Here is a 21,666-nt window from a genome sequence, read left to right as displayed (position 1 = left end):
GCGGGCGGCGCCGGCCGCTATGCGGCCGGATTCTCCATGGTTATGGCGGTCCTGCAACCTCGCGCCCGCTGGCGCTACTTCCGCAGTTCCATCTGGATGGGGCCTTCGCGCTCGCCGCGGGCGAACTGGTCCACCATGGCGTTGCCCGTGTCGCCCAGCGCCGCGGCGCTGCCGGACCAGACGATCCGCCCCTTGTGGATCATCGCCGCCTCATCGCCGATGCGGCGCGCGCTCGCCATGTCGTGCGTGATGGTGAAGGCGGTGGCGCCCAGGCGCTTCACGCAATCCACGATCAGCCCGTCGATCACCGCGCCCATGATGGGGTCGAGGCCCGTGGTCGGCTCGTCGAAGAAGATGATGTCGGGCTTGGCCGCGATGGCCCGCGCCAGCGCCACGCGCTTCTGCATGCCGCCCGAAAGCTCCGCGGGCGAAAGATCGCCGACGCTGGCCGCGAGGCCCACCTGCTCCAGCACCTCGGCCGCCTTGTCGCGCGCCTCGGCGCGGCGGATGCGCTTCTGCGCCAGCAGCTTGAAGCAGACATTCTCCCAGACCGGCAGGCTGTCGAAGAGCGCACCGTTCTGGAACAGCATGCCCGTACGGTCGAGCAGCGCGGCGCGTTCGTCGCGCGAGAGCTTCGAGACATCGCGCCCGTCGATCTCGATCAGCCCCTCGTCCGGCTGGATCAGCCCGAGGATGCACTTGATCGTCACCGACTTGCCGGAGCCCGAGCCGCCCAGCAGCACCATCGAGCGGCCCGCATGGACGTCGAGGTCCACGCCGTCCAGCACATGCTTCGGCCCGAAGGCCTTCCGCAGCCCGCGTAGCCGGATCTTGGGGACATCCTCCGTCATCGCGAGAAGAAGACCTCCGTCAGCGCGTAGTCGAGCGCGAGGATGAGGATGGAGGCCATCACCACCGCCCGCGTCGTCGCCTGGCCCACGCCCTGCGCGCCGCCCTTGGAGGTATAGCCGCACCAGGCTCCCATCAGCGCGATGACGAAGCCGAACACGGCCGCCTTCGCGAGGCCGCTCAGCACGTCCACCATCTCCAGCACGTCGAAGGTTCGCTGCAGGTAGAGCTGCGGCACGAAGTCGAGCTTCACGGTGCCGATGAGGAAGCCGCCCGCCACGCCCAGGATATCCGCGACCACGACGAGCAGCGGCATGGCGAGCGTGCCCGCCAGCAGGCGCGGGGCCACGAGATACTTCATCGGATCGGTGCTGAGGGTCGTCAGCGCGTCGATCTGGTCGGTGACGCGCATGGTGCCGATCTCGGCGGCCATGGCGGCGCCGATGCGCCCCGCGACCATGAGCGCGGCGAGAACCGGCCCGAGTTCCCGCGTGACGGAGAGCACGACGACGGAGGCGATCGCGCTTTCCGCATTGAAGCGCGAGAAACCGGTAAAGCTCTGCAGCGCCAGCACCATGCCGGTGAAGAAGGCCGTCAGCGCCACCACCGGCAGCGAGAAATACGCGATCTCGACGAAGTGCCGGACGAACTGCCGGAACTGGAAGGGCGGGCGCAGGATCGCGCTCACGCCCACCACCGCGAAGATGGTGATTTCGCCGAGCGACCGGCAGGCCGAGATCAGGCCGCGGCCGAGCAGCGCGAGGAAGTCCAGCAACCAGCTCATGCGGCAATGTAGCGGCGGCGGTAGCGCCTGCCGAGGGCCGTCAACACTTCGTAACCGATGGTGCCCGCGATCTCGGCCAGCGCGTCGGGGTCCTGCCAGGGGCCGATGATCTCGATCATGTCGCCGGGCACCGCATCCGGCACGTCGGTCACGTCGAAGCTGCACACATCCATGGAGATGCGCCCGGCGAGGGGCACGGTGGCGCCACGGAACTGCCCGCGCATCCCGCTGCCCAGGGAGCGGAAAAGGCCATCCGCGTAGCCGCCCGCGCAGGTCGCGATGCGCGAGGGGCGCGCGGCCAGCCAGCCGGCGCCGTAGCCCACCGTCTCGCCCGCGCCGATGCGGCGGATCTGCAGCACAGGCAGCTCCAGCCGCACGACCTGCTCCATCGGGTTCGGGCGGCCCGGCGTGGGATTGATGCCGTAGAGCGCGCAGCCCGGCCGGGCGAGGTCGCTCGCATAGCGGCCGCCCAGGAAGATGCCGGAGGAATTGGCGACGCAGCGCCGCGCGCGCGGCAGCTTCAGGCAGAGCTCGGCGAAGCGGTCGATCTGCGCGGCGTTCACCGGATGCGCCGCATCCTCCGCCGCCGCGAGATGCGTCATGACGTAGAGGATCTCGACATGCGCCAGCAGGCCGGGATCGCGCGCGATGGCCTCCACTTCCTCCGCGTCGAGCCCTAGGCGCGACATGCCCGTATCCACCTGCAGGATCACCGGGCCCTTCGCGGCGCGCAGCTGCGGCAGGCTGTTGATGACCGGCGTCAGGTCGGGACGCATGGCCGGGTCGTAGCCGTTCAGCACGGCGATCATCGGGCCTTCGCCGAGCAGCTTGCGCAGATAGTCGCCCTCGCCGGGCGTCGCGACGAAGAAATGGCGGCAGCCGGCCTGCAGCAGCGCCGGCGCGATGCGCTGCACGCCGAGGCCGTAGGCATTCGCCTTCACCACGCCCGCCACCGCGCCCGTCGCATGGATCCCGCAGAGACGGCGCCAGTTCCGGACGACCGCGCCGCAGTCGATTGTCAGCAGACCCTGGGACGGCATTCAGTCGCCATAACTCTGTGCATGGGTGGTGTCGAGGTCACCGAAGCGGGTGAACTCGGCCTCGAAGAAGAGCGGGATGGTGCCGGTGGGGCCGTGGCGCTGCTTGGCGATGATGAGGTCCGCCTTGTTGTGCGCGCGCTCCATGTCCTGCTGCCAGCGCGTCATGGCGTCCTGGAACTTCGAATCGTCTGGGAAGTTCGTGATCTTCGGCTCGCGCTGCTTGAGGTAGTAGTCGTCGCGATAGACGAACATGACGCTGTCGGCGTCCTGCTCGATCGAGCCCGATTCACGAAGGTCCGACAGCTGCGGCCGCTTGTCCTCGCGCTGCTCCACCGCGCGGGAGAGCTGGGACAGCGCCATCACCGGCAGCGATAGCTCCTTCGCGATGGCCTTCAGCCCCTGCGTGATCATGCTGATTTCCAGCACGCGCGACTCGGGCCGCGTTCCGGCGGCGGGGCGCATGAGCTGAAGGTAGTCCACCACGATGAAGCGCAGACCGCGCGTGCGCTGGATGCGCCGGCAGCGCGTGCGCAGCGCGGAAAGCGTGATGGCCGGCGTGTCGTCGATGAGGATCGGCAGCGAGGCGAGCTCGCGGCTCACGCCCACGAAATGGTCGAACTCGCGCTGGCTGATCTCGCCGCGGCGGATGCGGTCGCCCTGGATGCGGCTGGCCTCGGAGAGAAGACGGTTGGCGAGCTGGTCCGAGCTCATTTCCAGCGAGAAGATCGCGACCTGGCCGGGCCGGCCGCCGGTCTGCTCCGCCTCGCGCAGCAGGGCCTGGGCGGCGCCGAAGGCGATCTTGGTGGCGAGCGCCGTCTTACCCATGCCGGGACGGCCGGCGAGGATCATGAGGTCCGAGTCGTGCAGGCCGCCCATCTTGGCATCGAGGTCGCGCAGGCCCGAGGAAAGGCCGGAGACGCCGCCGCCATTCTCCTTCGCCTTGGCCGCGATCTCGACCGCGCGCGTCAGCGCGCGCTCGAAGGTGATGGCGCCGCCCTCGCTCGCCTTCTCGCTGGCGAGGTCGAAGAGCTGCTGCTCCGCCGCCTCGATCTGGTCCTTGCCCTGGAGCTCCGGCTCGGCGCCGAAGGCACGGTTCACCACGGTTTCGCCGAGGTCGATCAGCTGGCGGCGGATGAAGCAGTCATGGATCAGCCGGCCGTATTCGCCCGCGTTCACGATGCCGACCATGGCGCCCAGAAGCTGCGCCAGATAGGCGGTGCCGCCGACTTCCTCGAGCTCGCCCGTGTGCTCGAACTCGTGGCGCAGCGTCACGGCGTCGGCGAGCTGTCCATTCTCCACCCGGCGCTGGATGGCGGCGTAGATGCGGCCGTGGATGGCATCCACGAAGTGCTGGGCCTCCAGGAACTCGGAAACGCGCTCATAGGCCTTGTTGTTGGCCAGCAGCGCGCCGAGCAGCGCCTGCTCCGCCTCCATGCTGGCCGGGGGGAGGCGCGTGCCGAGGCCGAAGAGGCCGCGGTCCTCGTTAGGGGGCTGGATGCTGTTCATATGCCCCCATCCTACCCGCGAAGGCCGGGGCGCCGCCATGGGGCGGTCTGTGGATAACGTGGGCAACTCGACCGGACCTTCCCGTTGTCGAAGGGATTGCGGCGGCCGGGCCGCATTTGCCGCGAAGGTGCCCTCATCGCCGCCGAATCACCTTGAGCGCGCCCAAACCCAGCCCCGGGCCGCGGACAACCTTGTCCTCACACGGCGCCCCAGACCCGGATCGCCGTGGTTCCAAGGAGGAACAACACGATGCTCTCGTTTCGCCCTCTCCTGATTGCTTCCGCCCTTCTCGTCAGCGCGGCTCCCGCCTTCGCCACCGGCCAGAACGCCGGCAGCGCGCCCACCGGCACGCAGCGCCCCGCGGCCGCGGCGCCCGCAACCCCGTCCGCCCGCGTCGTGACGCCGGCGACGCCCGCCACCCCGGCCAATCCCGGCGGCCAGGCCTCGGCGACCCGTCCGGCCACCCCGGCGCCCGCCGGCCAGGCTGCCGCCCCCGTGCGGCCGGCCCAGCCCAGCGGTACCGCCGCGACCACGCCGGCGCCGACCGCGCCCCGCGCCAACTGATCGCGGGAGGCAAACTAACCGCTGTTTGCCGCGTTACTACGGTCTCTCCCAACCCAACCCGGCCTGACTGCGCCGGCACCTCGCCCCCCTCCGGAACTTTCCGGAGGGGGTTTTTTTCGCGTCCATTGACGAGCGCGGACGCGGCATGCCTTTGTCCCGGAAACAGTTCCGCAGAGGGAGGGATCCATGTCGGATGACGCGCTGATCGCCATCAAGCCCGAGATCGCCGCCAAGGCGCGCGTCACCGCCGAGAAGCGGGCCGCCATGGTCGAGCAGGCCGCACGCGATCCCGACGGCTTCTGGCGGAAGGAAATGTCCCGCATCGCCTGGATGCGCGAGCCGACGAAGATCAAGAACACGGATTTCCACGGCGACGTCTCGATCAAGTGGTTCGAGGATGGGGAGCTCAACGCCTCCGTCTCCTGCCTGGATCGCCACATTGCGGCGGGGCGCGGCGACCAGGTCGCCATCCTGTGGGAAGGCGACGACCCCAGCGCCGACAGCAAGACGACCTATGCCGAGCTGCATGCCCATGTCTGCCGCATCGCCAACGCCCTGCGCGCGCTCGGCGTGAAGAAGGGCGACCGCGTCTGCATCTACCTGCCCATGATCGTCGAGGCGGCCGTGGCCATGCTGGCCTGCGCGCGTATCGGCGCGGTGCATTCCATCGTCTTCGGCGGCTTCTCGCCCGACAGCCTGGCGAGCCGCATCCAGGATTCCGAGTGCTCGGTGCTGCTGACGGCCGACGAGGGCCGCCGCGGCGGGCGCAAGGTGCCGCTGAAGGCCAATGCCGACGAGGCGCTGAAGACCTGCCCCTCGATCCAGCACGTCCTCGTCGTCCGCAACACGGGCAGCGAGGTCGCCATGCAGGCGGGGCGCGACCATTGGTGGCACGAGATGGCGGCCAAGCAGCCCGCGACCTGCGAGCCGGAGCGGATGAACGCGGAGGATCCGCTCTTCATCCTCTACACCAGCGGCTCGACCGGGAAGCCCAAGGGCGTGCTGCACACCACGGGCGGCTACATGGTCTGGGCCAGCTTCACGCATGAGCTGGTCTTCGACTACCGCCCCGGCGAGATCTACTGGTGCACGGCGGATGTGGGCTGGGTGACCGGCCACACCTACATCGTCTACGGCCCCCTCGCGAACGGCGCGACCACGCTGATGTTCGAGGGCGTGCCCAACTACCCCGATTCCAGCCGCATGTGGCAGGTCGTGGACAAGCATCAGGTCAACATCTTCTACACGGCGCCCACCGCCATCCGCGCGCTGATGCGCGAGGGCGAGGGGCCGGTGAAGAAGGCGTCGCGCAAATCGCTGCGCGTCCTCGGCTCGGTGGGCGAGCCCATCAATCCGGAAGCCTGGCTCTGGTACTACCGCGTGGTCGGCGACGAGCGCTGCCCGGTGGTCGATACCTGGTGGCAGACGGAGACGGGCGGCATCCTGATTTCCCCGCTGCCGGGCGCCGTGGCGCAGAAGCCGGGCTCGGCCACCCTGCCCCTGCCGGGCGTGAAGCCCGCGCTGGTGGATGGCGAGGGCAAGTTCCTGGAGGGCGCGACGGAGGGCAACCTCGTCATCAGGGACAGCTGGCCCGGCCAGATGCGGACGGTCTATGGCGACCATGCCCGCTTCGTGCAGACCTATTTCTCCACCTTCCCGGGCCTCTACTTCACGGGCGACGGCGCGCGGCGGGACGCGGACGGCTACTACTGGATCACCGGCCGCGTGGACGACGTGATCAACGTCGCCGGCCACCGCATGGGCACGGCCGAGGTGGAAAGCGCCCTGGTGGCGCACCCCAAGGTGGCCGAGGCCGCAGTCGTGGGCATGCCGCACGACATCAAGGGCCAGGGCATCTACGCCTATGTGACGCTGGTCGCCGGGGAGGAGCCGACCGAGGCTCTGCGGAAGGAGCTGGTGGCCTGGGTCCGCAAGGAGATCGGCCCCATCGCGACGCCGGACGCCATCCAGTGGGCGCCTGGCCTGCCCAAGACGCGCTCGGGCAAGATCATGCGCCGGATCCTGCGCAAGATCGCGGCCAACGAGACGGACAGCCTGGGCGATACCTCGACTCTGGCCGATCCGGCGGTGGTGCAGGACCTGGTGGAGAACCGGGTGGGGTAGGCCACCTGCCCCCGGCTTTAATTCAGGCCTGGGAATGGTTCGGCGAAGGGCGGAACATAGAGTGAATCCGGGCGAAAATCCCGGAAAATGAATCGCTTGGAATCAAGGCCCTTCTCCGAGTCGCGCGAACGAATCGCTGACCCTTTGGCCGGGGAGGCCAGCCACAAGCCCTTGTGGTGATTCGGTTAATAGACCGCTAAGGCGTTCGCGTTTCGTGCGGGTGGCGCCGCCCGATTCGCTAGTCGAGGCGCCGGACCGGCTCCACACCGCCCGAGACGGGCAGGCCGTGGCTGCGCAGGCAGTCGTCGTACTCGCTGCGCAGCGCGACGTTCCGTTCGGACTGCACGCGGCGCATGTTCGACTGGTTCTCCGCATTCTCCTCGCGGAAGGTCTGGCGCACTTCGCGGCTCGTCCGCGCTTCGCGCGCGCATTCCGCATTGGTCATGACCGGGGCGGGCACCACGGGGACCGGGCTCGCGCAGGCGGCGGCCACCAGCAGGGCGGGGAGGGAAAAGCGAATCATGCCGCGAGCCAATCCTCGATCAGGCGCCGCGCGATGGAATCCACGCGCGGCAGGGCGAAGCCATGCGCCTCGGGGTCGCGAAGCTCGGCGCGGCTGAACCAGCGCGCGTCCTTCAGCTCGTCCGGGTCGATGACGATGTCCTCCGTCAGCCCCTCGCCATAGAAGCCGAGCATGATGGAGGCTGGGAAAGGCCAGGGCTGGGACGAGTGATAGCGCACGAGGCCGACGGCGATGCCGGCCTCCTCCATCACCTCGCGCCGGACGGCTTCCTCCAGGCTCTCGCCCGGCTCCACGAAGCCGGCGAGGGTCGAGTACATCTTCACATTGGGGAAGCGATGCGAATGGCCGAGCAGGCAGTGGTCGCCCCGCACCACGAGCATGATCACGGCCGGGTCCGTGCGCGGGAAATGCTGCGCCGCGCAGCCCGGGCAGGACATGGAATTGCCCGCGCTGCGCGGCTCCATGCCCGTGCCGCAGACGCCGCAGAAGCGGTGCTTCACGCGCCAGTGCATCAGCCCGCGGGCATGCGCCAGGACGCTCGCCTCGCCCTCCGGCAGCAGGCCCGCGACCATGCGCAGATCGGAAAAGGCGCCCATCGCGGGCGGCAGCAGGGGCAGGGGATCGTCGGTCTCGGAGCAATCCACGGCGAAGACCGGGCGCTTTTCCCAGAGGCCGAGGAAGGCCCAGGGGCCGCCCGCCATGCGAACGGCCTCGGCGCCGGAGCGGCTCAGCAGCACGGCATGGGGCTCACCCTGCTCGACGCCGCGCATGAGGTTGCGCGATCGCCAGACCGGCACGAAAAGCGCGGCCTCGTCCTGGAGCTGGGCCTGGATCCAGTCCGCATCGTCGCGCTTGCCCGAAACCCGGTCGAGCGGGCTGCCGGTGTAGACGTTCTCGCGGCTGGCAGGGATCATGAGCATGGCCGCAACCTGCCATGCCCTCGAGCGGCCGCCAACCGGCCGTTACGCCCGCGCGATCAGCCCGCCAGGAAGTACCAGGCCGCGGCGAAGGCCGGGATCACGAGGCAGAGGCCGCCGATCAGGACCCAGCGGGTCATGTTCAGGGTCTGTCCCTGGCGCACCTCGGTCGTGGTCATTTGGTGCTTGTGCTCGGTCATGAAGGGGGAACGCGAAGGCGGGACGCCGGTTTCCCGGCGGGTGGACCTTTGCGCCAACGCGACCCGTCGCTGGCCTGGGCCCCCCCATGCAAAGGCGCGGCGGGCGTGCTATATGCACTCCCGGAAGGTCGGCGCGGACGGGCTCCTCGCCAACCCGGTCAGGTCCGGAAGGAAGCAGCCGTAACGGGTTCTTGCCCGGGTCGATGTCCGGCCTTCCACCCGAATGCGCTTTCCCCTACTCGGCGTGGATGATGGCCAGCGACCTGACCGGCGACATCAGCCCCGAGGAGGGCATCCCCGAACCGCCGCCCCCCGAGGGGCCCGGCCTCTTCGGCTTCGACGATCCACCGCCCCCCGCGCCCGTGGCTGACGCCCCCTTGGCGGCGCCCCCGCCCGTCGCGCCGGCGCCCAAGCCCACGCCCTATCGCGTGCTGGCCCGGAAATACCGCCCGCAGAATTTCGACGACCTGATCGGGCAGGAGGCGCTGGTCCGCACCCTGCGGAACGCCTTCGCGCGCGGCCGGGTCCACCACGCCTTCCTGCTGACCGGCGTGCGCGGCGTGGGCAAGACGACCACCGCCCGCATCATCGCCCGCGCGCTCAACTGCATCGGCGTGGACGGCAAGGGCGGCCCCACGGCCGATCCCTGCGGCGTCTGCCCGGAATGCGTGGCGATTCTCGCCGACCGTCATCCCGACGTGATCGAGATGGACGCGGCGTCGAATCGCGGCATCGACGATGTTCGCGAACTCCGGGAAGCGCTGAGGTTCCGTCCCGCCCAGGGCCGGCAGAAAGTCTTCATCCTGGACGAGGTCCACATGCTGACGGAGCAGGCGTTCAACGCCCTGCTCAAGTCGCTGGAGGAGCCGCCGCCCAGCATCACCTTCATCCTGGCCACGACCGAGCTGAGGAAGGTGCCCATCACCATCCGCAGCCGCTGCCAGGTCTTCTCGCTGAAGCGCGTTCCCGAGGAACGGCTGCGCGCGCATTTCCGCGGCATCTCGGCCAAGGAGGGAGCGGAGGTCGAGGACGGCGCGCTCGCCATGCTGGCCCGCGCCGCCGACGGCTCGGTGCGCGACGGGCTCTCGCTGCTGGACCAGGCGATCGCGCTCGGCGGCGAGGATGCCGCCGTCTCGGCCGAGAGCGTGCAGGAGATGCTGGGCCTCGCCGACCGCGCGCTGGTCTTCGACATCCTGGAAGCCGTGATGTCGGCCGAGCTGCCCACGGCGCTCCGCCGCATGCAGGAGGCCCACGAGCGCGGCGCCGACCCCGCGACCGTCATGCAGGACCTGCTGGAGCAGGTGCACATGTTGACGCGCTTCGCGGCCATCCCGGCGCTGGCGGACGATGCCGGCCTGCCGGAGACCGAGCGCGTGCGCGGCGCGGCGCTGGCCCGGCGCCTCTCGGTGCCGATGCTGACGCGCGCCTGGCAGATGCTGCTCAAGGGGATCGAGGAGGTGCTGGCCGCCCCGGACCGCCGCGCGGCGGCCGAGATGGTGCTGATCCGCCTCGCCCATGTCGCCGAGATGCCGACGCCGGGCGATATCCTGAAACGGCTGGAATCCGGCGGCACCGTGGCTTCCGGCTCGCCCGCGCCTTCCGGTGGATCGGGCGGGCTGCGGGCGGTGGCCGGCGGCGCCCCCGTCATGGAGGCCGCGCCGGAAGCCGTCGCCCTGCCGCGCCCCACCGCCTGGCGCGAGGTCGTGGCGCTGGCCTCGGGCACGCATGCGCTGCTGCACGCGCATCTGCTGCATGACGTGCACCCGGTGCGGATCGCCCCGCGGCAGGTCGAGATCCGCGTCCGGCCGCAGGCGCCGCGCGACCTCGGCGCTCAGCTCGCCTCCATGCTGGAGGCCAAGACCGGCGAGCGCTGGACTGTCGCCCTGTCCAATGCGCCCGGCGAAGTCACCCTGGCCGAGCAGTCCCGCAATGCGGAGACCGATCGCCGCACCGCCGCGTTGAACCACCCGCTGGTGCAGGCCATCCTGCAGGAATTCCCGGAGGCCAAGCTCGAAGCCGTGCGCGACGAGAATGTGGACGCCTATGGCCTGCTGCCCGTCATCGCGCAGGACGAGCCCGACCTGCCCGATTTCGCCCCGCCCGACGCCGAGCCCGCGGGCTTCGACCCCGATATCCCAGAGGAGGATTGATTGAAGAATCTCGGCAACATGCTGAAGCAGGCTCAGCAGATGCAGACCAAGATGGCGGAGATGCAGGCCAAGCTCGAGGCCACCGAGGTCGAGGGCCAGTCCGGCGCCGGCATGGTGAAGGTACGGCTGACCGGCAAGGGCGACCTGCGCCGCATCACCATCGACCCCTCGCTGATGGCCGCCGACGAGCGCGAGGTGCTCGAGGATCTGATCGTGGCCGCGCATGCCGACGCCAAGCAGAAGGTCGAGGCGACGATGGCCGAGGAGATGCAGAAGGCCACCGCCGGCATGAGCCTTCCCGCGGGGCTGAAGCTCCCGTTCTGAGCGCATGGCGCCTGACGATCCCGTCGAGCATCTGATCGGCCTGCTCGCGAAGCTGCCCGGCCTCGGCCGGCGCAGCGCGCGGCGGGCCGTCTTGCGGATGCTGATGGATCCGCACAGCCGCATGCTGCCGCTGGCCGAGGCGCTGCGCGCGGCGGCCGAGGCGGTGAAGCCCTGCTCGATCTGCGGCAACCTGGATGCGGCCGACCCGTGCCGCGTCTGTTCCGACCCGCACCGGGACCAGGGGTTGATCTGCGTGGTGGAAGGCGTCGCCGACCTCTGGGCGCTGGAACGCGCGCAGGCGCATCACGGCGCCTATCACGTGCTGGGCGGCGTGCTCTCGCCGCTGGGCGGCGTGGCGCCGGAGGATCTCTCCATCCCGGCCCTTCTCTCGCGCGCCAGTACCGCGCGGGAGATCATCCTGGCCCTGCCCGCGACCGTCGAGGGCGCGAGCACCGCGCATTACCTGATGGACCGGCTGCGGCCGGTGGGCGTCGCGGTCACGCGGCTGGCGCAGGGCGTGCCCATGGGCGGCGCGCTCGATGTGCTGGACGACGGGACGCTGGCCGCCGCCTTCAGGGCGCGGCGGTAGTTTCCCGCTTCGCGGCGGCGAAGCGTGCCGGCACCGGCACGACGACGCGCCTCCGCAGCGGCACGCGTCCGGCCGGGATGGCCGCCAGCATGTCCTTCTCCGCCTCGATGAGCGTCACGCCCGCGAGGCGCCGCACAAAGCGCCTTCCCGCGCGGTCCCATACCCCCGCCCCGCGCAGCAGCGTCCCGGAGGGGAAGGGCGGCACGAAGAGCGCGGCCTCGCGCCGCCTCATGCGGAAGAGCTGCTGCTCCAGCAGGCGCTGGAGCTGGCCTCGCGAATAGGGGCGGCCCTGGCCGAAGGGCGTGTGGTCGAACAGCGCCCAGCTTCCCAGTCGGTTGGGCACGACCACCATCAGCCGCCCGTCGTCGCGCAGCACGCGCCAGCATTCGCGCAGCAAGGCGCGCCCGGTTTCGCTGATCTCCAGCCCATGGACGAGGAGGATGCGGTCGAAGCTGCTGTCGGGCAGGGGCAGGCGGTCTTCCTCGGCCGCCGCCGTGCCGGGGGGCGCGGGGCCCAGATCGGCCGGCGTCAGCAGCACGCGCCGCCCGGCCTGCCCGGCCCAGGCCGCCATGTAGGGGCCGGCCCAGCCGAGCCCCAGCATGTCGAGACCCGTGCAATCCGGCCAGAGCGCCGCCATCCGCGCGCCCACCAGCCGCGCGGCGACGCGGCCCAGCGGGCTCGCGTAGAATCTCGGCAGGGCGTGGACCTCTCCGCTCATGCGGGGGATATAGGCGTTACATCCAGTTGCAGGGAGGCCTTGCCATGAGCCTGACCGTGAAGCCCATCGCCATCCTCGACGACAACTACGCCTGGTTCCTGCGCGACGACGCCACCGGGACCACCGCCGTGGTGGATGCCGCCGTCGTCGGCCCCATCGCGGATTTCGTGAAGGCCGAGGGCGGGCGGCTCGACTGGCTGATCATCACCCATCACCACGGCGACCATATCGACGGCATTCCCGAGCTCGCGGCCCAGACGGGCGCCAAGGTCACGGGCAACGCCAACGACTCGGCGCGCCTGCCCAAGCTGGACCTGGCCGTGAAGCCGGGCGACCGCTTCTCGCTGGGCCAGAGCGAGGCGGTGGTCATCGACACGCCCGGCCACACGCGCGGTCATATTTCCTGGCACTTCCCGACGGGCGATGCCGTGATGTGCGGCGACACGCTCTTCGCCGCCGGCTGCGGCCGCCTGCTGGAGGGCACGGCCGAGGAGATGTTCCACTCGCTGGCCAGGCTCGCGGCGCTTCCGGCCGCGACGCGGGTCTGCTGCGGGCACGAGTACACGCTCTCCAACATCCGCTACGCGTTGAGCGTGGAGCCGGAGAACGCGGCGCTGAAATCCTTCGAGACGCTGGCCAAGTCGCTTCGCGCCGAGGGCAAGCCGACCCTGCCCACGACGATCGGCACGGAGAAGGCCATCAACCCCTTCCTGCATGCCCGCGACGTGGCTCACTTCGCGGAGCTGCGGAAGGGCAAGGACAACTTCCGCTGAGATGAGGCTGGACGATCCCCGCCTCGACCCCGCGCGGCTGATCGAGGCGCTCGGCCTTCAGCCGCATCCGGAGGGCGGGCATTTCCGCGAGATCTGGCGCGATACCCCGCCCGGCGGCGGGCGCGGCGCCGGCACGGCCATCTACTATCTCCTGGCCCCCGGCGAGCGCAGCCACTGGCACCGCGTGGATGCGGACGAGGCCTGGCACTGGTATGGCGGCGGGGCGCTGCGCCTGCGCCTCTCGGCCGACGGGCATGAGGTGACGGAGCGGCTTCTCGGCCCCGATCTCGGCGCGGGGCAGGCGCCCTTCGCCATGGTGCCGCGCGGGCAATGGCAGGCGGCGGCCCCGGAGGATGGCTGGGTGCTGTGCGGCTGCACGGTCTCCCCCGCCTTCCAGTTCTCGGGCTTCGAGATGGCCCCGCCCGGATGGGAGCCCGCATGAGCACCTCACTGGCCTGGGACGAGCGCTATTCCGGCGGCGGCTTCCAATTCGGGACCACGGCCAACGAGTACCTGCAGGCCCAGGCGCGCCGCCTGCGAGCGGGCATGACGGCATTGTCGCTCGGCGATGGCGAGGGGCGGAACGGGGTCTGGCTGGCGAAGCAGGGGCTTGCCGTCACCACGCTCGACTGGTCCGGCGTGGGCGTGGCCAAGGCGCGGGAATTCGCGGCGTCAGAGGGTGTGGCGATCGATGCCCGCCAGGGCGACGCCGCCGGCTGGGACTGGCCGGAAGCGGCATTCGACGTCATCGCCTGGATTTATATGCACCTGCCGCCCGGCGATCGCGACCGCGCCGCGGCCGGCTGCCGGCGCGCGCTGCGGCCGGGCGGGCTGCTGATCCTGGAAGGCTTCTCGCCCGCGCAGGAAGGACGGCGCAGCGGCGGCCCCAAGGACCCGTCCCTGCTCTGGACCCGCGCCATCGTGGAGGCCGCCTTCCCCTCGCTGGAAGTGCTGGAGCTGACGGAAGGCGCCGTGCGGCTGGACGAGGGGCCGCGCCACCAGGGCCTGGCCGAGGTCGTGCGGGGGGTGCTCCGCAACCCCTGACCCGCCCGGCGGTTGACCCGCCATGGACAAGAAGCCCCGCACCCCTCCCGCCACGCCGCAAGACGAGCCCAAGGGCCGCCCCGATAGCGCGCGGCACAAGACCGAGCAGGTTCTCGAGGAGAACATGCCGCCGCCCATCAAGAGCGGCGACCCGGCGGTCAGCCGGACACCTGCCAAGCCGAAGCCATCCAAGTAGGATCAGGCCGAGAGGCGCGCGCCCGCATAGGCCGAGGCGCGCTCCACCTTCCGCATCAGCGCCGCCGCGCGGCCATAGACGGTGTCCCAGCCCATGCCGTCCAGTAGATCGTCGATGGCGACGAAGTCGCTGACGTCGGTCATCGACATCGCGGCGTCCAGGCCCTGGACGAAGCCTTCGGCATCCTGCGCGAAGCTCACCGCCGAAATCCGGCCGAAGGCCTCCACCAGACCCGGCGCCGGGGCGGCCACGATACGACGTCCCGCGGCCAGCATGTCCCAGGCGCGCGTTTCCTCCTGCGCGGGAGCATCCGCCCGCAGCGGCAGGAAGGCGGCATCCCAGTGGCACAGGTAGGCGGGGAGGCGCCGGTAGGCTTTCGGACCGAGGAAATGAAGGTTGGGGGCCAGCGGAAGCTCGGCCTCCGGCATGTGAATGGGGCCCAGGAAGACGAAGTGCCAGTGGGGCCGGAGGGACGCCAGGCGGGCGATCAACGCGGTATCCAGGCGCCCGTCCACCGGTCCGAGATAGCCGATCAGGGGACGGGGGATGTGCAGCTGGTCCGCGGGTTCGGGGATCAGATCGCGCGCCCGGGCGAAATGGCCCTGGTCCACGCCGTTGGGCAGGAGATGGATCTCCGGCCCATAGGCCGACAGCTCCGGCGACGAGGCGACGACCAGATCGGCGGCCCGCATCAGATGCGCCTCGGAATGAAGCTCGTTCGGGCCGAGCCGGTCATAGACGATGGAGAGCCAGGGAATGTGGTCGGAAAAGCCGATGGCCTCGCAGCAGCAGTACCAGGCGGAAGCCGGGCCGACCCGGGCCATCAGGAGATCCATCGCATGGCGCTGCTCGTCGGCGTTGCCCGGATCCGGGAGGCCGAGCGTCACGGCCTGCACGCCCGTTTCCGTGCAGGGCGTCACGCGCAGCCAGGCCTGGTCGCTGGTGACCGCGGGTTCCACCACGAAGACGGTGCGTTCCCGTGCGAAGCGGGTCATGAGGTGGCGGGCGCGCCCCCAATTCTCGGCCCAAGGGGTGTCCAGAAAGCAAACGAGCGCAGATTCCTGCGGCTTACCTTGTTTCTCAAGGAAGCGAGTTCCGTCCATCGCAGCGACAACCCCTAGCAGACGCGAAATGCACTCGGCTGTCGGTTAACGAAGGAGAAGGCGCTGTGGTTTCACTGCCCGCCAAAAAATCAGCGGCGGTTGCGGTCGCGCTCGATCAGATTGAGGAGCTCCTGCGGTATGGGCTCCTGGGCGACGTTGTCGAACATGGCGTGAAGACCGCGGTCGAGCCAAGCGTCAAATGCGACGTCGGACGGAGCCTTTCGGCTCCGCCCGGCATTTTTCGGCCGCAGCGCCGTCACGGCGCCCTTCGCCGAGCCATCAGGACTGTCGGCCACCGCAGTTCCTTAAGACAGGCGCAAGCCTTCGTCAGCCCGCTCCGCCCGGTTGGCGGAGGCGCGACGCGCGGGCCGCACCTCACGCTTGCGGGCAGGAGCTTCTTCCTCGTCCTCGCCGAGCATCCACAGCTTCAGCTGGCGCCGGGCGCGGAACACGCGGCACTTCAGCGTGCCCACGGCCACACCGAGCTGCGCCGAAGCCTCGTCATAGGACATGCCCTGGACGGAGATCATCAGGAGCACGAGCCGCTGGTCCGCCGGCAGGCGGGCCAGGTTGGCGCGGAGCTCCTTCATCGCGATGCTCTCCTCCTGGCCACCGCTGCGGCCGAGCAGGGAGGAAGGGGCATCGTCGATGTCCACCGTCTCGCGACGGCGGCGGAAATTGGAGAAGAAGCGGTTACGCAGAATGCGCGTCATCCAGGCGCGAAAATTCGTGCCTGGCTCGAAAGAATGCTGCGCAGCCAACGCGTTCGTGACCGCTGCCTGCACCAGATCCTCCGCATCGGCGCGGTGGCGTGTCAGCGCCAGCGCCTGCTGCCGGAGCGAAGGCAGGGTCGCGATCAGAAGATCGTGGAAGGCGGGGTGCGGCGATTCGGCGACGTCGTCACGGACAATCTCGTCCGGTCCATTCGTTCGCATCTCGGGGTCCTCGTTGCTTCGCATACCCCTCAAAACTCCGGTTCGCGTCGGGCGTTGCATCTGCCGCGAAAAAAATTTCCCTGGGGCTTCCCACGGGCGCAACCCTTAAGGTTGCGGCCCGTTAGGATGACAATGATCGGACCGGACTGCAATCCATTTTACCTCCAGGGGCTGGCAAGGCGCGCTTGCGCCGCCGGCGGAACGCGCCGTCCGTCCCCGGCAGGAGCCTGTCCAGGCCCCTTCGCGCTCATCTCCCCTCTTTCGCCATGGCGTCGTAGCCTGACATCTGGCTCGCAGGAGTTTCCCGCATGACATCCGCCGCCGAGTTGATCGCCGTTCTGCCCTATGCCCGCCGCTATGCGCGGGCGCTGACGGGTACCCAGGCCGAAGGCGACGCGATCGTGGCGAAGGTGCTCGGCGCCCTGCCCGAGGACCTGCCGCCCAAGCTCGCCCTCTATGCCGGCATCACCCGCGAGACCGAGAATGCCGAGCACCCCGGCCCCGTCCGTACCGAGCCGCTCGGCCGGCACCTCCTTCTGCTGACCACCCTCGAGGAGCTGTCGCTGGCCGACGCCGCCCTCGTCACCGGCCTCGACGAGGATGTGGCCGCCGCCCGCCTCTCCCAGGCGAGGGACGCCGTGCGCGCCGCGGCGGCGACGGACGTGCTCATCATCGAGGACGAGCCCGTCATCGCGATGGACCTGCGGATGCTGGTCACAGGGTGTGGGCATCGCGTCGTCGGCATCGCGGCGAGCGAGGCGGAGGCCATCCGCGTGGCGCAGGAGGCCAAGCCCGGGCTGGTGCTGGCCGACATCAATCTCGGCCGCGGGGGCAACGGCATCGTGGCGGTGCGGAACATCCTCGCCAACAGCCAGGTGCCCGTGATCTTCGTCACCGCCTATCCCGAGCAGCTGCTGACCGCCGAGGGAGTCGAGCCCGCCTTCGTCATGCGCAAGCCCTTCGACCCGGTGACGCTGGCCATCTTCACCTACCAGGCGATCACGGCCGGGCGCGTGCCGCTGCCCTGATCGGAGGCTTGCCCGGCGCTGCAACCAGGAATGCCGTCCGGCGTTCTCTCCACAGTCCGCAAAGCGGCCTTTTTGCAGGAGAAAACGCAAATGAACTGGGACACCATCAAGGGTAACTGGAAGCAGATGACGGGCTCCGTGAAGGAGCAGTGGGGCAAGCTGACCGACGACGACCTGACGGTCATCGAGGGCAAGCGCGACCAGCTCGTGGGCCAGATCCAGGAGCGCTACGGCATCGCCAAGGACGAGGCCGAGGCTCAGGTGAAGGCCTGGGAAGCGCGCCACTAAGGCAACCGCGCTCCCGGCGCGGTTTCGGGATCGCCGGTCCATCGGGCCGGCGACTTCCGTCTCCGCCAGCCGGCCGAGCCGGTCGATAGCCGACGCGGACACAGTTCCGGTGCTGCCGCGTGGGCGGCGAAAGGAGCATCGCCATGCTGACCTGGACCATCATCTTCCTGGTCGTCGCGCTGATCGCCGGCGTCCTGGGCTTCGGCGGGGTCGCGTCCACCGCCACGGGCATCGCCCGCGTGCTGTTCTTCGTCTTCCTCGTCCTCTTTGCCGTTTCGCTGCTCACCGGCCGCGGCGTGAGCCTCTGACGATGCCGCGGCGGCGCATGGTGCTCGGCGGGGCCGCGGCCGGGCTGATCGCCTATTCCGCCCCAGCGCCCGCAGCCGATCATGGCGGCCTCACGCTCTGGTTCGACCCGACACAGCTCCCCTCCTATTCGGGCAGGCTCGACCGCTGGGTTGCCAACCCGGCCGGCGAGATCGATCGCGGCATCTTCCGCGAAGGAACGCAGTTCCTCTTTCCCTCCGCCGAGGCCGAGGCCCTCATGGCGGCGACGGAGCGCGGCGGGCCGCTGGCGGTCTGGGGCATCCGGGCCCGCACCGCGCCCGTCGTGATGATGCTGGCCTGGGCCAGGACGGATTCGGACGCCGCGAACTTCGTGGAGCGCCCCGCCTGGTTCGCCAACATGGCATCCGGCCGTGACGAGCTGACGCTGACGGGGCGCATTCTCGCGCCCATGCTCAACCCTCAGGGCGAGCCCATGGGGGTCATCCTCGCGGAAGGCGGCGCGATCCGCCTGACCACGGCCATGCACAAGCAGCTGGCATCGCGGCTCGGCAATGGCGAGACGATATCCGCGCAGGGCCCCGGTACCCAGCGGGGCGAATTCGCCGCCATCGACGCGCGCCGTATCGGCCGCGACCCCTCCTCCCTCGAAGGTCTCCCAGAGCCACGCCCATGAGCCAACAAACGGACGACGGCCGCCTCCTCGGATCGCATGAGGCGGAGAATACCGTCCGGGCTTTTGCTTCCATCACCGGCAATTGGCTTCGCGCCCCCGATCGCGGAAACGCGCGATGGCTCATCGCGCTATTGCTTTTCCTGACCATCAGCCAGGTGCTGATCCAGATCCGCTTCAACCTCTGGAATCGCGACTTCTTCAACGCGCTGGAAAACCGCGACGGCGCGGCCTTCCGCAACCAGATCTTCTTCTTCCTCGGCCTCGCCGCGCTCTCGATGATCGTGGCCGTGTACCAGCTCTACGTGAAGCAGCTCATCCAGCTGCGCTGGCGCGAATGGCTGACGCGCCACCTCGTCGAGGCTTGGCTGCGCGAGGGCCGGCACTACCAGCTGGAGATGGCGGGCAACACCGATAATCCGGACCAGCGGATCTCCGAGGATGTGCGGATCTCGACCGACCTCGCGGTGGATTTCGCGGTGGGGCTTATCAACTCGCTCATGATGCTGACGGCTTTCATCGGCATCCTGTGGACCATCTCGGGCCCGCTGCATCTGGCGCTGGCCGGACGCGAGATGGAAATCCCCGGCTACATGGTTTGGGCGGCGCTGCTCTACGCGCTGCTGGGAACCTTCCTGACCTGGCTGGTGGGGCGGCCCATGGTGCGGCTGAACGTCGAGCGGTCGGCCGCCGAGGCGGATTTCCGCTTCGGCCTGAACCGCGCGCGGGAGAGCGGCGAGGGTATCGCCTTGATCCGCGGCGAGGAGGACGAGCGGCGCGGGCTGACCTCGCTCTTCGGCAGCGTCGTGACCTCCTGGCGGGGGCTGATGCGGAGCCAGCGCAACCTCATGTGGCTCACCAGCGCCTATGGGACGCTGGCGATGATCTTCCCGACCATCGTGGCCTCGCCGGCCTATTTCGCGGGGGCGATCACGCTGGGCGGGCTGATGCAGATCGGCGCGGCCTTCGGCCAGGTGCAGGGCGCGCTCAACTGGTTCGTGGATAATTTCGGCCTCATCGCGCAGTGGCGCAGCGCGGTGCAGCGCGTGGTCACCTTCCGCGACGTGATCGAGGAGCTCGATGCGCTCGTCGCTGACCCGGACCAGCCCACGATCGAAGTGCATGAGGGCGGCGATTCCCTCGTGCTCAACAATCTGGAGGTCGCCTTCTCCAATGGGACGACGGTGATCAATGACGCCTCGGCCGAGATCAAGCCGGGCGAGCGAGTGCTGATCCAGGGCGAATCCGGCACCGGCAAGTCCACGCTCTTCCGTGCCATCGGCGGGCTCTGGCCCTGGGGCGCGGGCGAGATCCGCACGCCGCCGCGCACCGACATGATGTTCATGCCGCAGCGTCCGTATCTGCCGCTCGGCACCTTGCAGTCCGCCATCTCCTACCCGGCGGCGCCGGACAGCTTCGAGAAGGAAGCGCTGGCCGAGGCGCTGGGCAAGGTGGGGCTGGAGCGGCTGGTCGAGCAGCTCGGCAACGAGGACCGGTGGGACCGCGTCCTCAGCCTCGGCGAGCAGCAGCGGCTGGGCTTCGCGCGGCTGCTGCTGCACCGGCCGAAATGGATCTTCATGGACGAGGCGACGGCCGCGCTCGACGAGGAGAACCAGGACGCGATGATGCAGCTCGTGCTCGACGAGCTGCCGGAATCGGCGCTGGTCTCGATCGGCCATCGGCCGGGCCTGGCGGCCTTCCACACGCGCACGCTGAACCTCGCGCGGGCGGAGGGCGGCGCGCGGCTGGTGCGGCCGGCCAAGCGCGCGACGAAGCGGCAATGGCCGCGCGCGATGGCGAAGCTGCCGCCGCGGCCGGAGAAGGCGCGCCGCATCCGCTGGGGCAAGACGCGCAGCAGCCCGGCCTAGCCGAGGTCCCTCCTTCGTGGTGCCATGCGCGCCTCAAGGAGGAATGCCATGACCGTCGGATTTCGTATCAAGCCTGTCACCCAGCGCGTGGACGCCGCGCTCGTCGCCCGCGCGGCCAAGCTGCCCGTCGCCAATATCGGCGACGTGATGAACCGCCTGCAGTCCTTCTCGGGCACCTTCCACGCCTTCGGCGGCCGCCAGAAGCTCTGCGGCCCGGCCTTTCCGGTGAAGGCGCGCTCGGGCGACAACCTGCTGCTGCATCGCGCGGTGGACATGGCGGAGCCGGGCGACATCATCGTGGCCGACGGCAATGGCGATCTCTCGGTCGGCATCATGGGCGACCTGATGCTGGGCCATGCGGTGAAGCGCGCGCTCGGCGGCGTGATCGTGGACGGGGCGGTGCGCGACGTGGCGTCGCTGGCGAAGATGGACCTCGGCGTCTGGGCGCGCGGGCACAATCCGGGCGGGCCGTTCAAGGATGGTCCGGGAGAGATCGGTTATCCCGTGTCCTGCGGCAACCAGGTGGTGATGCCGGGCGACCTCATCTGCTGCGACGAGGATGGGATCGTGGTGGTGCCGCTCGCGGATGCGGAGCAGGTGATCGCGGATGCGGAGAAGCACCAGATGAAGGAGATCCAGGCCGAGAAGGACATCCAGGCCGGCAAGTGGCCGCGCGACTGGGTGGTGGCGAGCCTGAAGGAAAAGGGCTGCGCCGGGGTCTGAGCGGAGGCGCATGGCGCTGAGCCCAGGCCGCGACTGCGGCCGACCGGCGCCTGGGGGCGCAAAAAAATACGGGGGGCGGCGTGAGCCGTCCCCCGTAAATCGTTCAGACCGCCTTGAGGTTCACGGCGGCGGAACGGCCGCGCTCCTCAGCGACGTCGAAGGAAACCTGCTGGCCGTCCTTCAGGCCCTGCAGGCCCGCCGCCTGTACGGCGGTGATGTGGACGAAGACGTCCGAACCGCCGGTCGACGGCGCGATGAAGCCGAAGCCCTTGGTGGCGTTGAACCATTTCACGGTGCCAGTGGCCATCCGCGTTCTCCTTGTCGATGCGTGCGGAAACTTCCGCACGCGAGCCGCCTCCTCCAGCCGGACAAACACGGGCGTCCAGGCGATCTGAGGAAAGCATCTGGGGTCGGCACGGCAAGGAAGGCGCGCGCAGAGGCGCAGATCGGCGCGCCAATGTC

26 protein-coding genes and 1 other RNA gene are annotated in these 21,666 nt (G+C 69.7%); 16 read left to right on the top strand and 11 right to left on the bottom strand.

Annotation, left to right across the window (positions count from 1 at the left end; all coding sequences use genetic code 11):
* Positions 1 to 74: 74 nt before the first annotated feature.
* From WJM96_RS00420 to WJM96_RS00405, 4 genes are read right to left on the bottom strand one after another with little or no spacing between them, the layout of a single operon-like run.
* Complete coding sequence (locus tag WJM96_RS00420) at positions 75 to 851, bottom strand: ABC transporter ATP-binding protein (RefSeq protein ID WP_424810440.1); 777 nt, start codon at positions 849 to 851, stop codon at positions 75 to 77.
* Positions 848 to 1,633 (bottom strand): MlaE family ABC transporter permease, encoded by a 786-nt coding sequence (locus tag WJM96_RS00415; protein WP_424810439.1) that lies wholly within the window; start codon positions 1,631 to 1,633, stop codon positions 848 to 850. The genes WJM96_RS00420 and WJM96_RS00415 overlap by 4 nt, the downstream gene beginning before the upstream one ends.
* Complete coding sequence (gene alr / locus WJM96_RS00410) at positions 1,630 to 2,673, bottom strand: alanine racemase (RefSeq protein WP_424810438.1); 1,044 nt, start codon at positions 2,671 to 2,673, stop codon at positions 1,630 to 1,632. Before alr ends, WJM96_RS00415 begins: the two co-directional genes overlap by 4 nt.
* Positions 2,674 to 4,179 (bottom strand): replicative DNA helicase, encoded by a 1,506-nt coding sequence (locus WJM96_RS00405; RefSeq protein ID WP_424810437.1) that lies wholly within the window; start codon positions 4,177 to 4,179, stop codon positions 2,674 to 2,676.
* A gap of 249 nt (positions 4,180 to 4,428) precedes the next feature.
* Here WJM96_RS00405 and WJM96_RS00400 point away from each other — a divergent pair, with 249 nt between their 5' ends.
* Positions 4,429 to 4,743 carry a hypothetical protein gene (locus tag WJM96_RS00400; RefSeq protein ID WP_424810436.1) on the top strand — a complete coding sequence of 105 codons (315 nt, stop codon included), beginning with the start codon at positions 4,429 to 4,431 and terminating at the stop codon, positions 4,741 to 4,743.
* A gap of 186 nt (positions 4,744 to 4,929) precedes the next feature.
* On the top strand, positions 4,930 to 6,867 hold the full coding sequence (gene acs / locus WJM96_RS00395; RefSeq protein WP_424810435.1) for an acetate--CoA ligase: 1,938 nt from the start codon (positions 4,930 to 4,932) through the stop codon (positions 6,865 to 6,867).
* A 238-nt stretch (positions 6,868 to 7,105) separates the two neighbouring features.
* Here the strand turns inward: acs and WJM96_RS00390 are convergent, their stop codons facing one another.
* Positions 7,106 to 7,390 carry a hypothetical protein gene (locus tag WJM96_RS00390; RefSeq protein WP_424810434.1) on the bottom strand — a complete coding sequence of 95 codons (285 nt, stop codon included), beginning with the start codon at positions 7,388 to 7,390 and terminating at the stop codon, positions 7,106 to 7,108.
* Positions 7,387 to 8,310: an NAD(+) diphosphatase gene (gene nudC / locus WJM96_RS00385; RefSeq protein WP_424810433.1), complete on the bottom strand. Its 924-nt coding sequence runs from the start codon at positions 8,308 to 8,310 to the stop codon at positions 7,387 to 7,389. The genes WJM96_RS00390 and nudC overlap by 4 nt, the downstream gene beginning before the upstream one ends.
* Before the next feature lie 319 nt (positions 8,311 to 8,629).
* Between nudC and ffs the strand changes: the two genes are divergently transcribed.
* The 4 genes from ffs (at position 8,630) to recR (ending at position 11,570) form a co-directional block, all read left to right on the top strand.
* Positions 8,630 to 8,727: signal recognition particle sRNA small type (gene ffs, locus WJM96_RS00380), an RNA gene on the top strand.
* Positions 8,728 to 8,758: 31 nt separating this feature from the next.
* On the top strand, positions 8,759 to 10,657 hold the full coding sequence (locus WJM96_RS00375) for a DNA polymerase III subunit gamma/tau (protein WP_424811800.1): 1,899 nt from the start codon (positions 8,759 to 8,761) through the stop codon (positions 10,655 to 10,657).
* Positions 10,658 to 10,981 (top strand): YbaB/EbfC family nucleoid-associated protein, encoded by a 324-nt coding sequence (locus WJM96_RS00370; RefSeq protein ID WP_424810432.1) that lies wholly within the window; start codon positions 10,658 to 10,660, stop codon positions 10,979 to 10,981.
* A gap of 4 nt (positions 10,982 to 10,985) precedes the next feature.
* The gene (recR, locus tag WJM96_RS00365) at positions 10,986 to 11,570 is read left to right on the top strand and encodes a recombination mediator RecR (protein WP_424810431.1); all 585 of its coding nucleotides are present in this window, start codon (positions 10,986 to 10,988) and stop codon (positions 11,568 to 11,570) included.
* Here the strand turns inward: recR and WJM96_RS00360 are convergent.
* Positions 11,554 to 12,288 (bottom strand): methyltransferase domain-containing protein, encoded by a 735-nt coding sequence (locus WJM96_RS00360; protein ID WP_424810430.1) that lies wholly within the window; start codon positions 12,286 to 12,288, stop codon positions 11,554 to 11,556. The two genes, recR and WJM96_RS00360, sit on opposite strands and share 17 nt — an antisense overlap.
* A gap of 44 nt (positions 12,289 to 12,332) precedes the next feature.
* Between WJM96_RS00360 and gloB the strand changes: the two genes are divergently transcribed.
* Genes gloB through WJM96_RS00340 form a run of 4 tightly spaced genes read left to right on the top strand, consistent with a single transcriptional unit; the run spans position 12,333 to position 14,301 of the window.
* Positions 12,333 to 13,061 carry a hydroxyacylglutathione hydrolase gene (gene gloB, locus WJM96_RS00355; RefSeq protein ID WP_424810429.1) on the top strand — a complete coding sequence of 243 codons (729 nt, stop codon included), beginning with the start codon at positions 12,333 to 12,335 and terminating at the stop codon, positions 13,059 to 13,061.
* A 1-nt stretch (position 13,062) separates the two neighbouring features.
* On the top strand, positions 13,063 to 13,503 hold the full coding sequence (locus tag WJM96_RS00350) for a cupin domain-containing protein (protein ID WP_424810428.1): 441 nt from the start codon (positions 13,063 to 13,065) through the stop codon (positions 13,501 to 13,503).
* Entirely contained in the window at positions 13,500 to 14,105 is a 606-nt protein-coding gene (locus WJM96_RS00345; RefSeq protein ID WP_424810427.1) for an SAM-dependent methyltransferase, read from the top strand. Before WJM96_RS00350 ends, WJM96_RS00345 begins: the two co-directional genes overlap by 4 nt.
* Before the next feature lie 22 nt (positions 14,106 to 14,127).
* Positions 14,128 to 14,301 (top strand): hypothetical protein, encoded by a 174-nt coding sequence (locus tag WJM96_RS00340; protein WP_424810426.1) that lies wholly within the window; start codon positions 14,128 to 14,130, stop codon positions 14,299 to 14,301.
* Between the two features lie 2 nt (positions 14,302 to 14,303).
* On the opposite strand, the gene WJM96_RS00335 is transcribed toward WJM96_RS00340, so the two are convergent.
* From WJM96_RS00335 to WJM96_RS00325, 3 genes are all read right to left on the bottom strand, one after another.
* On the bottom strand, positions 14,304 to 15,296 hold the full coding sequence (locus tag WJM96_RS00335; protein ID WP_424810425.1) for a hypothetical protein: 993 nt from the start codon (positions 15,294 to 15,296) through the stop codon (positions 14,304 to 14,306).
* A 197-nt stretch (positions 15,297 to 15,493) separates the two neighbouring features.
* Positions 15,494 to 15,700, bottom strand: coding sequence for a NepR family anti-sigma factor (locus WJM96_RS00330; RefSeq protein ID WP_424810424.1), 207 nt, complete (start codon positions 15,698 to 15,700; stop codon positions 15,494 to 15,496).
* 9 nt (positions 15,701 to 15,709) lie between these two features.
* Complete coding sequence (locus WJM96_RS00325; RefSeq protein ID WP_424810423.1) at positions 15,710 to 16,339, bottom strand: sigma-70 family RNA polymerase sigma factor; 630 nt, start codon at positions 16,337 to 16,339, stop codon at positions 15,710 to 15,712.
* A 308-nt stretch (positions 16,340 to 16,647) separates the two neighbouring features.
* Here WJM96_RS00325 and WJM96_RS00320 point away from each other — a divergent pair, with 308 nt between their 5' ends.
* The 6 genes from WJM96_RS00320 to WJM96_RS00295 all read left to right on the top strand — a co-directional run bounded on the left by WJM96_RS00320 (position 16,648) and on the right by WJM96_RS00295 (position 21,204).
* Complete coding sequence (locus WJM96_RS00320; protein WP_424810422.1) at positions 16,648 to 17,367, top strand: PhyR family response regulator anti-anti-sigma factor; 720 nt, start codon at positions 16,648 to 16,650, stop codon at positions 17,365 to 17,367.
* A gap of 90 nt (positions 17,368 to 17,457) precedes the next feature.
* Entirely contained in the window at positions 17,458 to 17,655 is a 198-nt protein-coding gene (locus WJM96_RS00315; RefSeq protein WP_424810421.1) for a CsbD family protein, read from the top strand.
* A 143-nt stretch (positions 17,656 to 17,798) separates the two neighbouring features.
* Entirely contained in the window at positions 17,799 to 17,963 is a 165-nt protein-coding gene (locus WJM96_RS00310) for a DUF1328 domain-containing protein (RefSeq protein ID WP_424810420.1), read from the top strand.
* Positions 17,964 to 17,965: 2 nt separating this feature from the next.
* A complete protein-coding gene (locus WJM96_RS00305) occupies positions 17,966 to 18,616 on the top strand; it encodes a hypothetical protein (RefSeq protein ID WP_424810419.1) in 651 nt (216 codons plus the stop codon).
* Complete coding sequence (locus WJM96_RS00300) at positions 18,613 to 20,481, top strand: ABC transporter ATP-binding protein/permease (RefSeq protein WP_424810418.1); 1,869 nt, start codon at positions 18,613 to 18,615, stop codon at positions 20,479 to 20,481. Before WJM96_RS00305 ends, WJM96_RS00300 begins: the two co-directional genes overlap by 4 nt.
* Positions 20,482 to 20,529: 48 nt before the next feature.
* Entirely contained in the window at positions 20,530 to 21,204 is a 675-nt protein-coding gene (locus tag WJM96_RS00295; RefSeq protein WP_424810417.1) for an RraA family protein, read from the top strand.
* A 103-nt stretch (positions 21,205 to 21,307) separates the two neighbouring features.
* On the opposite strand, the gene WJM96_RS00290 is transcribed toward WJM96_RS00295, so the two are convergent.
* A complete protein-coding gene (locus WJM96_RS00290; protein ID WP_424810416.1) occupies positions 21,308 to 21,511 on the bottom strand; it encodes a cold-shock protein in 204 nt (67 codons plus the stop codon).
* Positions 21,512 to 21,666: the final 155 nt, after the last annotated feature.

It is taken from the genome of Roseococcus sp. YIM B11640, assembly GCF_049727625.1.
GTDB lineage: Bacteria > Pseudomonadota > Alphaproteobacteria > Acetobacterales > Acetobacteraceae > Roseococcus.
This window is presented reverse-complemented; position numbering and strand designations above follow the sequence as displayed.